Origin of the sequence: Chryseobacterium aurantiacum, assembly GCF_003020585.1 — a bacterium.
In the GTDB taxonomy this organism is placed as follows: domain Bacteria; phylum Bacteroidota; class Bacteroidia; order Flavobacteriales; family Weeksellaceae; genus Chryseobacterium; species Chryseobacterium aurantiacum.
This window is the reverse complement of the sequence record NZ_PXUE01000005.1, coordinates 151,231-163,530: the sequence shown is the minus strand read 5'-3', so window position 1 is coordinate 163,530 and position 12,300 is coordinate 151,231. Positions and strand designations below refer to the sequence as shown.

General features: G+C 36.5%; 11 protein-coding genes. 8 read left to right on the top strand and 3 right to left on the bottom strand.

Annotated elements, in window-relative coordinates; genetic code table 11:
• Positions 1–2 precede the first annotated feature (2 nt).
• From C7D53_RS16885 to apaG, 7 genes are all read left to right on the top strand, one after another.
• On the top strand, positions 3–1,409 hold the full coding sequence (locus tag C7D53_RS16885) for a glycogen synthase (protein ID WP_106917585.1): 1,407 nt from the start codon (positions 3–5) through the stop codon (positions 1,407–1,409).
• A 68-nt stretch (positions 1,410–1,477) separates the two neighbouring features.
• Entirely contained in the window at positions 1,478–1,660 is a 183-nt protein-coding gene (locus tag C7D53_RS16880; protein ID WP_106917584.1) for a hypothetical protein, read from the top strand.
• A 114-nt stretch (positions 1,661–1,774) separates the two neighbouring features.
• On the top strand, positions 1,775–3,043 hold the full coding sequence (locus C7D53_RS16875) for a glucose-1-phosphate adenylyltransferase (protein WP_106917583.1): 1,269 nt from the start codon (positions 1,775–1,777) through the stop codon (positions 3,041–3,043).
• Positions 3,044–3,113: 70 nt separating this feature from the next.
• Positions 3,114–4,154: an SRPBCC domain-containing protein gene (locus C7D53_RS16870; RefSeq protein WP_106917582.1), complete on the top strand. Its 1,041-nt coding sequence runs from the start codon at positions 3,114–3,116 to the stop codon at positions 4,152–4,154.
• Positions 4,155–4,279: 125 nt separating this feature from the next.
• Entirely contained in the window at positions 4,280–7,093 is a 2,814-nt protein-coding gene (locus C7D53_RS16865) for a 2-oxoglutarate dehydrogenase E1 component (RefSeq protein ID WP_106917581.1), read from the top strand.
• A 39-nt stretch (positions 7,094–7,132) separates the two neighbouring features.
• The gene (gene odhB, locus C7D53_RS16860) at positions 7,133–8,386 is read left to right on the top strand and encodes a 2-oxoglutarate dehydrogenase complex dihydrolipoyllysine-residue succinyltransferase (protein WP_106917580.1); all 1,254 of its coding nucleotides are present in this window, start codon (positions 7,133–7,135) and stop codon (positions 8,384–8,386) included.
• Between the two features lie 80 nt (positions 8,387–8,466).
• The gene (apaG, locus tag C7D53_RS16855; RefSeq protein ID WP_106917579.1) at positions 8,467–8,856 is read left to right on the top strand and encodes a Co2+/Mg2+ efflux protein ApaG; all 390 of its coding nucleotides are present in this window, start codon (positions 8,467–8,469) and stop codon (positions 8,854–8,856) included.
• Positions 8,857–8,974: 118 nt separating this feature from the next.
• Here the strand turns inward: apaG and C7D53_RS16850 are convergent, their stop codons facing one another.
• From C7D53_RS16850 to C7D53_RS16840, 3 genes are all read right to left on the bottom strand, one after another.
• Positions 8,975–9,529 carry a 3'-5' exonuclease gene (locus C7D53_RS16850; RefSeq protein WP_106917578.1) on the bottom strand — a complete coding sequence of 185 codons (555 nt, stop codon included), beginning with the start codon at positions 9,527–9,529 and terminating at the stop codon, positions 8,975–8,977.
• 172 nt (positions 9,530–9,701) lie between these two features.
• Complete coding sequence (locus C7D53_RS16845; RefSeq protein WP_106917577.1) at positions 9,702–10,679, bottom strand: glycosyltransferase family 2 protein; 978 nt, start codon at positions 10,677–10,679, stop codon at positions 9,702–9,704.
• A gap of 6 nt (positions 10,680–10,685) precedes the next feature.
• Positions 10,686–11,570, bottom strand: a complete 885-nt coding sequence (locus C7D53_RS16840) for a lysophospholipid acyltransferase family protein (protein WP_106917576.1) — start codon at positions 11,568–11,570, stop codon at positions 10,686–10,688.
• Between the two features lie 80 nt (positions 11,571–11,650).
• Here C7D53_RS16840 and C7D53_RS16835 point away from each other — a divergent pair, with 80 nt between their 5' ends.
• A complete protein-coding gene (locus tag C7D53_RS16835; protein ID WP_106917575.1) occupies positions 11,651–12,220 on the top strand; it encodes a thioredoxin family protein in 570 nt (189 codons plus the stop codon).
• Positions 12,221–12,300 lie beyond the last annotated feature (80 nt).

The following is a 12,300-nucleotide window of genomic DNA, read 5'->3' as shown; positions in this document are numbered from 1 at the left end:
AAATGGTTGTTTATCACTTAAGTACGGAATGTTATCCTGTAGCAAAAGTAGGGGGCCTGGCGGATGTAGTCGGGGCACTCCCAAAGTATCAGAATAAGGTAAAAGGAATAAAAGCTAAGGTAGTAATGCCTTGGTATAACAAAGCTTTTGTTTATGATCATGAATTTGAGAAAGTTTTTGATGGATTTATTCATCAGGGATCCAATATGCTTCAGGTTCAGGTCTTGAAAGAAACTTCCGATGTTTTGGGTTTTGAACTTTATATGGTGAAAATTCCGGGGCTGCTGGATAGAGATAACCCTTATGGTTATCAGGATGAAAGTTTTCAGTTTCTAGCTTTCCAACAGGGAATTCTGCATTGGTTATGCGCTATGGAAATAAAACCGGATGTCCTGCATTGTCACGACTATCACACCGGATTGGTGCCTTTTATGGTTGAACATTGCCCGGAATTTGAATTTCTGCAAGGCGTAAAAACCATAGGAACCATTCATAATGGAGAGTATCAGGGAATGATGAGCTGGAGCATGGCGAACTATATGCCATCCTTTGACGCTTATAAATGGGGACTGATGGACTGGAACGGATACATCAATCCGTTGGCAAGTATGATTAAATGCTCTCACGCTTTTACTACTGTTTCTGAAGGATACCTTGAAGAACTTTTCATAAGTTTTCGAGGGTTGGAAAGCCTGGTTCGTCAGGAATTTGGAAAAGCCTATGGAATTATCAACGGGATTGATACAGAAGTATGGAACCCTGAAACAGATCCCATGCTGGACTTTAATTTTAATATAAAAAATGCAGTTGCCCAAAAGAAGAAAAATAAAGAAAAGCTGTGTAAAGAATACAGATTGAAGCCGGAACTGCCCCTGTTTGCTTTCATAGGAAGATTTGCTACGGAAAAAGGAGCAGATCTGCTTCCTGATGTAGTGTGGCGAAGCATTAAGCAAAATTATGGATCTTTAAATATCATGATTTTGGGTTCAGGAAATACCTATGTTGAAAATAAATTAAAGGAATACGATTATACCTATACCAATTTTGCTCTGGATGTAGGATATAAAGAACATCTTTCCCATAAGATCTATGCATCGGCAGACTTCTTATTGATGCCCTCAAGGGTAGAGCCGTGCGGTCTGAACCAGATGTATTCTATGAAATACGGAACAGTTCCCGTGGTAAGATATACTGGCGGATTGAAAGATACCGTGGAAGATATTTCAACAGGCGGGGCAGGCTTAAACTTTACCTATCCGGGAGTAGATGATATTGTTCATGCAATGAACAGAGCCCTTGAAATCTATAATCAAAAAGGAGTGATGGATGATCTTATTCATGCTAACATGAATTTTGATTTTTCATGGGAGAAATCTGCGGAAAAATATTTAGCTTTATATAATAGCTGATATGATAAGAAATTCCTTTTTTCTGATATTGGGTATTGGGGTTATTTCCTGTGGAAAAGTGACCAGTGATGTATATTCTAAAAAGGGATGAAAAAGATCTTGATGACTTTGCAATGAAAAGAGTTGATATCATGGATGTTTTAATTACTAACAAACCTTTTAGGGATCAGCTTAAAAAATGCAATATAGAAATTGACGGAGTAGATAAAGATGTAAAACAACTCAGCAATTCAGAAATCAGGAATATATGAAGTTGTAGTGTATAGTTATGATAAAAATAATAAGAGGATTGACTGCTGTACACTTCATGCAGACCTCAAAAATAGAACAGTTGACTTAATAAAATAAAAAAACGCAAGATAATTATGAATCGAAATGTAATCTCTATTGTATTGGGAGGAGGCAGAGGAACAAGATTATTCCCCTTAACATTTACAAGGTCAAAACCAGCTGTACCTATCGCAGGAAAATACAGATTGGTAGATATTCCTATTTCAAACTGTCTGAACTCAGGACTGAATAAAATTTTGGTATTAACCCAGTTCAATTCGGCTTCCCTAAATTCACATATTAAAAATTCTTACCACTTTGATATCTTCAGTAAAGGCTTTGTAGACATTCTTGCTGCAGAACAGAATGTGGAAAACGAAAGCTGGTATCAGGGAACAGCAGATGCAGTGCGCCAATCTATGAAGCATCTTGAAAAATATGACTACGACTATATTTTAATCCTATCAGGAGACCAGTTGTATCAGATGGATTTCAGGGAAATGCTCGATTTTCATATCGAAAACGGAGGAGATCTTACCATTGCAACAATCCCTGTAAATGCTAAGGATGCTACAGGTTTTGGGATCTTAAAATCTGATGATGAAGGAAATATCACCTCTTTCTATGAAAAACCAGGCTATGATACGCTGGATGGCTTAAAATCTGAAGTTTCCGATGAAAATAAACATAAAGGAAAAGAATTTTTAGCTTCCATGGGGATTTATATTTTCACCAAGAATATTCTAAAAAAGATGTTTGAAGAGGGAGCCGGAGATGATTTTGGTAAAGACATTATCCCAAGCTCCATCGGAAAATATAAGACCCTAAGCTATCAGTATGAAGGATATTGGACGGATATTGGAACCATAGAGTCATTCTACGAAGCCAATCTGGACCTTTGTCTGGATCTTCCGCAATTTAACCTGTTTTCTTCCTCGCCTATCTACACAAGGGCCAGAATGCTTCCACCATCAAAAATTAATGGATCGTATGTAAGTAAGGCTGTTTTTGGAGACGGATGCATCATCATGGCAGATAAAATTGAAAACTCTGTAATTGGAAACAGAACAAGAATAGATAAAGGAAGCACTATTGTTAATTCCTATGTGATGGGTGCGGATTTCTATCAGAATACAACAGAAATTGTAATGAATGACCGAGGCGGCCGCCCGAATATGGGAATCGGAAAATACTGCTATATTGAAAAAGCAATCCTCGATAAAAACTGCTATATTGGTGACAATGTAAAAATCATTGGCGGAAAACATATTCCCGATGGAGACTACGGAACCCATTCTGTACAAGACGGAATTGTAGTGGTAAAAAAAGGAGCAGTACTTCCTCCGGGAACTCATATAGGTTAATTATTGTTAAACATAAAACAAGAGTGAACAGCATATTGTTCACTTTTTTTATTTGTATTACTTTTGTGCGATGCGTATTTTTAAAATAGTAACTGTAATTATTGTTCTTTTGGGTGGAGCTTATGCTGCTTCCATGTATTATTTTGTGGATGAAAACAAAAATTTTACCGTTGAAAAAGAGATTGATTATCCGGTAGATAAAGTCTTTTCACAGTTTAATAACCTGCAGAGTTTTACCAGATGGAATAATTTTTTCACCAGTTCACAGTCTATGGATATAGATTATTATACGCCTTATGAAGGACAGGGAAGCGCCATCAGTTACGTAGATTCTAAAAATGATACCGATGGTGAAATGTTCATCAGATATGAAAACCTAAATAAAACCCTGAAATATCAGCTTTTTGAGGATAAAAATGAAAATCCAACGCTGGTTGATGTTAAATTTAAGCCTGTTTCTGCTGAAAAAACAAAAATAATCTGGTACGTGCATACTCCAAAGCTGTCTGTCTGGAGAAGGGTAGAAAACTTCTGGACTGAAGATCGTTTTGCGGAAAATATCACCAAAAGTATGGTGAATCTTAAAAATGCACTGGGAAATAAGGTTGAAAAAGACAATCAAATGGCTGCCATTAAGTATGATAGTCTGATGGTAGAAAATGAAGAAGATAAGCTATTGCTGGGGATTAACGTAAGTACTTCCAATAAGAAGGATGCGCTTTACAAAAATATTGTAATGAACTACAACAAGGTGTATAATTTTGTGACAATGGACCTTGGAAAAAGAGATGATGAATTCGGATATCCAATTCTGATGACTGATGCCGATAATTACAAAGACAAGGAGGTTTCTTACTTCCTCGGAATTCCTCTTTCCAAGAAAATTGGGGTGTCTGACAATAACTTTAATTTTAGGTCCGTAAATCCGTCTCAAAACTACGTAATGTACTACAAAGGGAACTACGAAGGCCGAATTAGGGCCATTCAGCAGCTGATTCAGAAAGCCAAAAAAGATGAGATGCGCTTTGGAGATATCCGTCAGACCTTTATTGAACGTCCTATGGAAGGGCAGGAGGTGAACATGAAGCTCTCATTATCAGTGTATAAGTAATTTTTTTTCAATAATTTTTTTCTTAATTTTTTTTAACGGTTTCAGACTGTTCTAACTCGGTTTTTTTTATTAAATTTGAAGATTAATTCTACAAATAAATTTTAATAAATAGATAAACTGTAATAATGGACAGATTTTCATTCCTAAACGCAGCTCATTCTCAGTTAATTGAGGATTTATACCAACAGTACTTAAAATTCCCAGATTCTTTAGAACCATCATGGAAAGCTTTCTTTCAAGGCTTCGATTTTGCTTTGGAGAATTATGGAGATGACGATAACATTCAATTTATTCAGGCTCCGGCCAACGCTGCTCCTGCAGTACAACAAATTTCTCAGGCAGTAACAAACGGAGAAGTTCCTGAACACATCAAGAAAGAGTTTAAAGTAGTAAACCTTATCGAGGCTTACAGAACAAGAGGGCACTTGTTTACAAAAACGAATCCAGTTAGAGAAAGAAGACACTATACACCTACTTTGGACATCGAGAACTTCGGTCTTTCTAAAGAGGATTTAAATACAAAATTCAACTGTGCAGTTGAAACAGGAATGAAAGAGCCTGCTACTTTGGCAGACCTTATCAAGCACCTGGAAAATATCTACTGTGATTCTATCGGAGTAGAATATACGTACATCAACAATGTTGAAGAAAAAGATTTCATTAAGAAATGGCTTCAGGTAAACGAAAACCACGCAAGTCTTTCTGCAAATGAAAAAACAGAAATCTTATTAAAATTAAACCAGGCTGTTGCCTTTGAAAATTATCTTCATACAAAATTTGTAGGTCAGAAAAGATTCTCACTGGAAGGAGGAGAATCATTAATCCCGGCTTTAGATCAATTGATCTCAAGATCTTCTCAATTAGGAGTAGATGAAGTGGTATTAGGAATGGCACACAGAGGAAGATTAAATGTATTATCAAACATCTTCGGAAAATCTTACAAGCAGATCTTCTCAGAATTTGAAGGAAAAGAGTTCGAAGAGGATGTATTCTCAGGGGATGTTAAATATCACTTAGGATCATCTAAAAAGATCAAAACAGCTTCAGGAGAAGAAGTTTGCATTAACCTTACTCCTAACCCGTCTCACCTTGAAACAGTAGCCGCTCTTGTAGAGGGAATCTGCCGTGCGAAAGTAGATGATAAGTACAAAGATTATTCTAAAGTATTACCAATTATCATTCACGGAGATGGAGCTATTGCGGGGCAGGGTATTGCTTACGAAGTAGCGCAGATGATGACTCTTGAAGGATACAAAACAGGAGGTACCGTTCACATTGTTGTAAACAACCAGGTATCTTTCACCACAAACTTCCATGACGCAAGATCTTCAACTTACTGTACAGACATTGCAAAAGTTACAGAATCTCCTGTAATGCACGTAAATGCTGACGATGCTGAAGCGGTAGTTCATGCTATCCATTTTGCTGCTGACTTCAGAGCGAAGTTTGGAAAAGATGTTTACATCGACCTTTTAGGATACAGAAAATATGGACACAACGAAGGAGATGAGCCAAGATTTACACAACCAAATCTTTACAAAGCTATTTCCAAGCATCCAAACCCAAGAGAAATCTATAAAGATAAATTAATCAATGATAGCGTAATCTCTAATGACATCATCAAAAAGATGGAGGTAGACTTCAAGGCTCTTTTAGATAAAGACTTTGATGCTTCCAAGGAGATTGAGAAAAACGTTATGGATTTATTTATGGCTGAAGATTGGGTAAATTATCCAATTGGAAAAAGAGGAGTAGCTCAATTACCGGTTGATACAAAATATGACCTGGCTAAGTTGAAAGAGTTAGCCCTTACAATGTCTACCCTTCCTGCAGATAAAAAATTCATCAATAAAATTACAAGACTTTTCGAAAACCGTATCAAGGCTATTAATGGAAATTCATTAGACTGGGCGTTAGGAGAGTGGTTAGCATATGCTACCCTTCTTGTAGAAGGTCACAATGTAAGAATTTCTGGAGAAGATGTAGAAAGAGGAACATTCTCTCACAGACATGCAGTTGTAAAAACAGAAGATACAGAAGAAGAATATATCCCATTAAGACACGTTTCAGAAAGTAGATTTGACGTATTCAACTCTCACCTTTCAGAATATGGTGTTCTAGGTTTTGACTATGGATATGCAATGGCTTCTCCAAATACATTAACAATCTGGGAAGCTCAGTTCGGAGATTTCGTGAACGGAGCTCAGATCATTGTTGACCAGTATTTAGCTGCTGCAGAAGAAAAATGGAAACTTCAAAACGGATTGGTAATGTTATTGCCTCACGGTTCAGAAGGACAGGGTGCAGAACACTCTTCAGCAAGATTGGAGAGATTCTTAACACTTTGTGCTAATGAAAATATGGTTGTTGCTAACATTACTTCACCAGCCAATTACTTCCACCTATTGAGAAGACAATTGAAGTGGGCATTCAGAAAACCATTGATCGTAATGAGCCCTAAATCTTTATTGAGACACCCGAAAGTGGTTTCTCCACTTGAAGATTTTGCAACAGGTTCATTCCAGCCAATCTTAGATGATCCAACTGCAGATCCTAAAAAAGTAGAAAAAGTAGTTCTTTGTTCAGGTAAGCTGTACTTCGAATTATTAGCGAAGAAAGAAGAATTGAACTGTGAAAATATTGCATTGGTAAGATTTGAGCAGCTTTATCCGCTTCAGACAGATGCTATTGAAGCCATCTTCAGCAAGTACGAGAACAGAACACAATTGGTTTGGGCTCAGGAAGAACCAGAAAACATGGGGGCTTGGTCTTATATCCTAAGAAACTTCAGAGATACAGGAATCCAGGTAGTTTCTCCGGTACCAAGCGGTGCTCCGGCTCCAGGTAGCCACAAAATGTTTGAGAAAAACCAAAATGCAGTGATCAACAGAGTTTTCGACAGAGATGATGCTCCTGCAAAAAGACCAGTTACAGCTTAATTAAAATAATAATCAATTAAAAAATAAAAAATACTCAATATGTCAGTTTTAGAAATGAAAGTTCCTTCACCGGGCGAATCAATTACAGAAGTTGAAATTGCAACTTGGCTTGTAAAAGATGGTGATTATGTAGAAAAAGATCAACCTATCGCTGAAGTAGACTCAGATAAAGCAACTCTTGAATTGCCTGCAGAACAAAGTGGTATCATCACTTTAAAAGCAGAAGAAGGTGATGTAGTACAAGTAGGTCAGGTAGTTTGTTTAATTGATATGGATGCTGCTAGACCAGAAGGTGGTGCACCTGCTGCTGAAGCTCCAAAGACAGAAGAAGCTCCAAAGGCTGCTGAACCAGCTAAACAGGAAGCTCCAAAACCAGCTGCACCAGTTGCTGCGCCACAAACTTACGCAACAGGGGCTCCATCTCCGGCTGCTAAGAAAATCCTTGACGAAAAAGGAATGGCTGCAGGTCAGGTTTCAGGAACTGGAAGAGACGGAAGAATCACTAAAACTGATGCTGAATTGGCGGCAGTTCCTGCATTAGGAGGAAGCCCTATGACAGCTACAGGTGCTAGAACAACTACAACTACTAAACTTTCAGTTTTAAGAAGAAAAATCGCTCAAAGATTAGTTTCTGTGAAGAATGAAACAGCGATGTTAACTACTTTCAACGAAGTTGACATGTCTGAAATCTTCAGATTAAGAAAGTTATATAAAGAAGAATTTGCTCAAAAACACGGAGTAGGACTTGGTTTCATGTCTTTCTTTACAAAAGCTGTTACAAGAGCATTACAAATGTATCCGGATGTAAACGCATCTATCGACGGAGATTTCAAAATTAACTATGACTTCTGCGATATTTCAATTGCAGTTTCAGGTCCTAAAGGATTAATGGTTCCTGTATTGAGAAATGCAGAAAACATGTCTTTCAGTGGAGTTGAAGCAAACATCAAGGATCTTGCTACAAAAGTAAGAGACGGTAAGATTACTGTTGACGAAATGACTGGTGGTACTTTCACAATTACAAATGGTGGTACTTTCGGATCTATGTTATCTACACCAATCATCAACCCTCCACAATCTGCTATCCTTGGAATGCACAACATTATCCAGAGACCAGTAGCTGTTGACGGACAGGTTGTAATCAGACCAATGATGTACGTTGCAATGTCTTATGACCACAGAATTATCGACGGTAAAGAATCTGTAGGATTCCTTGTAGCGGTAAAAGAAGGTATCGACAACCCTGTTGAAATATTAATGGGAGGTGACGAAAGAAAAGGCCTTGGTTTATAGTTTTAATAAAATTATAATATAAATATATAATCTCGCCTTAAAAAGGCGAGATTTTTGTATTTAATTAAGAAAATACTATAATGATGTTTTCAAAAATGACTTCCAATATCAAAGTTTCAGTTATACCTGAATATGATAGCAAGAATAGTTATCCATCCGAAAACCGTTATGTCTTCAAATACAATATTACTATAGAAAATGACGGAAGCTTTCCTATAAAAGTATTGAAAAGAAAATGGTTAATCTTCGATGTAGGATTTGGATATACAGAGATTATAGGGGACGGAATAATAGGCCTGACTCCTGAGATAGAAACCGGCGATAATTTCGCTTACTTTTCCAATGTAATGCTTCGTTCCGGAGTAGGAAATATGAGTGGAAAATACCTTGTTAAAAACCTGGAAACACAAGAAACTTTCGAGATTGATATCCCAAAGTTTAACCTGTTGTCTGAAGTTTTAAGCAATTAGTTGGTGTTATACAATGTAAAATAAACAACATACATTGTATTAATTAATGATTTTGTCGTAAGAAAATTAGGACAAAAAATAAGTTATAAAATAAAACCCGGGTTTATTTGTATGACTATTACAGTCTCTTGATTTTTGCTTTCATATACTCTTGTACTTCATCATTGCTGGTGAGGAAGAGCTTCTCAAATGCCAATAAAGAGATTTTCGCACATACCTCGGCATCAGCACCGGCTCTATGGTGCTTGAATTCTATTTTATGATATTCAGCAAGAGGTTTTAAACCATATTTCGGGAGATAATTCCATGATTTTTTAGCAAGCTGTATGCTGCAAAGATAGTTCAGATTGGGCGTAAACATTCCGTAATGTTCCAGGCATCCCCTTAATACCGAAGCATCGAAACCGGCGTTGTGAGCAATCATTAATGTTCCGTACATCATTTCCTGAGCTTCATGCCATATTTCATCAAAGGTAGGTGCATCTTTCACATCTTCCGGATGAATCCCATGCACATCAATATTGAATTTATTAAAATAAGGAAAACTTGGCGGTTTAATCAACCAGGTTTTAGTCTCTACAATTTTAGAATCCTGTACAATACAAATTCCCATCTCGCATGCAGAGCTTTTCTCATGAGTTGCGGTTTCAAAATCTATAGCACAAAAATCCATTGTTTTAAATTATAAGTTGTTACAAGTTACCAGTTCTCTGGTTTAGAGTTTAACGTTCAACGTTTTGGGTTTAAAGTTGACAGTTAATTGAAGTTCTGACTTTTTCTCCTGAAAAGCTTCCCCTGTGATTTTTCCTATTACCTATTATCTGCAACCTATAACCTGTTATCTTTTATTTTCCACCCAAAAAATGTTTAAAAATCAACCATTCCGATTGATAGAATCTGTCTTTCTGATGTTTTTGACGAAGCTTCCAAGTACCCGGAAGTTGTCCGTAGAATCCAAAATGAGCTCTTACTACAGCCCAAAGGTGAGGAAATCCATTTTTTAATCCAAAATAAATCCCTGCAACTCCATCCAGACAAAGTCTGAAAAAAATAAGCCAGATTAGTTTGGGAAAAGGAAGGTTTTTAAGCATCATAGACAGATTGTTTCGGATGTTTAAATAGGTTTTTTGGGCACTTTGTTTGTTTAAAGTTCCTCCCCCTACATGATATACCTTTGATTTTCCTGTATAAAAAATCTTTTTTCCTTTATTGATAAGCCTCCAGCAAAGGTCAATTTCTTCCTGATGAGCAAAGAATCTTGCATCAAAGCCATTCTGTTCCCAAAAATCTTTTGAACGGATAAAAAAACAACATCCCGAAGCCCAGAAAATCTCTGTTTCGTCGTCGTAATGTCCTTTATCTTCCTCCAGTTCATCAAAAATACGGCCTCTACAATATGGATATCCTAAATTATCAATCAATCCACCGGCAGCTCCGGCAAACTCAAAATAATTTTTATTGTGGAAAGATAAAATCTTCGGTTGAACCGCCGAGATGGATGAATCTTTCTCAAGAAGCTCCATTACAGGCTTTATCCAGTTTTCTGTAACCTCTACATCAGAATTAAGAAGACAGTAATATTCATTTTTAATCTCCTTTAAACCCTCATTATAACCGCCAGCAAAACCATGATTGCTGCTGTTTTTAATAATTTTCACATCAGGAAATTGAGTCTTCAGAAATTCCAGAGAATCATCAGTAGAAAGATTATCAATGACATAAATATCTGCGTCTTGGGAAAATTGAACTACACTTGGAAGAAATTTCTCAAGCCAGTTTCTTCCGTTCCAGTTTAAGATGGCAACAGCCAGTTTTTTCTGCATGTAAATCTATTTTTTTTCAGCATCATAGGTCTTAATAGAATCCTGATACTTCCATTTTCTGTGTGACCAAAGATAGTTATCAGGATGCTTATGTAAGGTGTTTTCCAGCATTTTATGGAATTTCTTTACCACTTCATGTTCCGTGAATTTTTCATTGTCCGGATATATTCTATAGTAGTTAACCTGATAATAGCCACGTTTTACTTTCTTCATTTCACAATAGATAAAGGCAAGATCCATTCTGGTTGCCAGCTTATCATAGCCAATGAATACAGGAGTTCTTTGGTTAAGAAATTCTAGTCCGTAATTGACATGAGAAGAGTGTGGAGTCTGGTCTGCTACAAACATATAAATAGAATCTCCGTCATTTTTATTCCTGAAAATATTAAGAATCACCTCATTGGCTTCCAAGGCCTCATTTCCAAACTTATTACGAACTTTCTTCATTTGATTTTCCCAGAAATCGCTGTTTACTTTTCTGTAGACAGGGTGGCAGTGCTTCTGAGGAACAATTCTTGCCAGGGCATTTATCCATTCCCAGTTAAAAACGTGCCCAGCCAGCAAAATAATATTTTTGCCCTCCTTTTGGATATCATGAAACACATCTTGATTGATGTGCTGCATTCTTACCCTGGATTCCGTTTCCGAAATACTGAATGACTTTATTGTTTCTACCAGATAATCAGAAAAGTTACGATAGAATGCCTTTCGTATTTTTCGGATTTCCTCCTCAGACTTTTCAGGAAAGGAGTTTCTCAGGTTTTGGGTAATAACTGCTTTTCTGTAACCTACCAGATAGTAGTTTAGGAAAAACATAACATCCGAGAAAATATATAATATTCTAAGCGGAAGTTTTGAGATGAAGTATAATATTTTAATTAAGAAGCTCATAAAACAGGCAAATTTAGTAATAATAAAATTATGGTTCTATTTTTGCAGAGGGATAAGTATTATTTTTTTACTTTTATGTTATGAAAAAATTGACATTGATCGCTTTTCTGGGACTAAGCACTTTTGCTTTTTCACAGGATGTAAAGAATTTACCGGATAAAGGGAAGCAAAAAACAGCTCTTATTGTATCTACTGAACAGAAAGAATTGGATGCAAAGAAGAAAGCAGCTGAAGAAAAGGCTAAACTTCCTAAGCCTTATAACCCAAAAGCAGATGCACAGGCAGATATTAAGAAATTGGTTGCCCAGGCTAAAAAAGAGGGAAAAAATATCATGATTCAGGCCGGAGGAAACTGGTGTATCTGGTGTCTTCGTTTTAATAATTTTGTACAGGAAACTCCTGAATTAAAAGGGATTGTAGATAAAAACTTTTTATACTATCATTTAAACTTTTCTCCAGATAATAAAAATGAAAAAGTTTTTGCTCAATATGACAATCCTGGTGAAAAATACGGATACCCTGTGTTTATTGTTTTAGATCAAAATGGCAAAATGATAAAGGTTCAGCAGAGTGATGTATTGGAAGAAGGAAAAGGATACAGTGTAGAAAAGGTAAAAGAGTTCTTTAATACTTGGAAGCCTAAAGGATAAATAAAAAAAGTTGTTTCAGTCAGAAACAACTTTTTTTATGGCTTAAAGCTCTAATTGATTGGTTAAATATGAAAGATCTT

What these genes read in the sequence shown, in the direction of transcription:
- C7D53_RS16865 (WP_106917581.1), top strand. Translation starts at nt 4,280, where the DNA reads ATGGACAGATTTTCATTCCTAAACGCAGCTCATTCTCAGTTAATTGAG.
- odhB (WP_106917580.1), top strand. Translation starts at nt 7,133, where the DNA reads ATGTCAGTTTTAGAAATGAAAGTTCCTTCACCGGGCGAATCAATTACA.
- C7D53_RS16845 (WP_106917577.1), bottom strand. Translation starts at nt 10,679, where the DNA reads ATGCAGAAAAAACTGGCTGTTGCCATCTTAAACTGGAACGGAAGAAAC.
- C7D53_RS16880 (WP_106917584.1), top strand. Translation starts at nt 1,478, where the DNA reads ATGTATATTCTAAAAAGGGATGAAAAAGATCTTGATGACTTTGCAATG.
- apaG (WP_106917579.1), top strand. Translation starts at nt 8,467, where the DNA reads ATGATGTTTTCAAAAATGACTTCCAATATCAAAGTTTCAGTTATACCT.
- C7D53_RS16850 (WP_106917578.1), bottom strand. Translation starts at nt 9,529, where the DNA reads ATGGATTTTTGTGCTATAGATTTTGAAACCGCAACTCATGAGAAAAGC.
- C7D53_RS16835 (WP_106917575.1), top strand. Translation starts at nt 11,651, where the DNA reads ATGAAAAAATTGACATTGATCGCTTTTCTGGGACTAAGCACTTTTGCT.
- C7D53_RS16870 (WP_106917582.1), top strand. Translation starts at nt 3,114, where the DNA reads ATGCGTATTTTTAAAATAGTAACTGTAATTATTGTTCTTTTGGGTGGA.
- C7D53_RS16885 (WP_106917585.1), top strand. Translation starts at nt 3, where the DNA reads ATGGTTGTTTATCACTTAAGTACGGAATGTTATCCTGTAGCAAAAGTA.
- C7D53_RS16875 (WP_106917583.1), top strand. Translation starts at nt 1,775, where the DNA reads ATGAATCGAAATGTAATCTCTATTGTATTGGGAGGAGGCAGAGGAACA.
- C7D53_RS16840 (WP_106917576.1), bottom strand. Translation starts at nt 11,570, where the DNA reads ATGAGCTTCTTAATTAAAATATTATACTTCATCTCAAAACTTCCGCTT.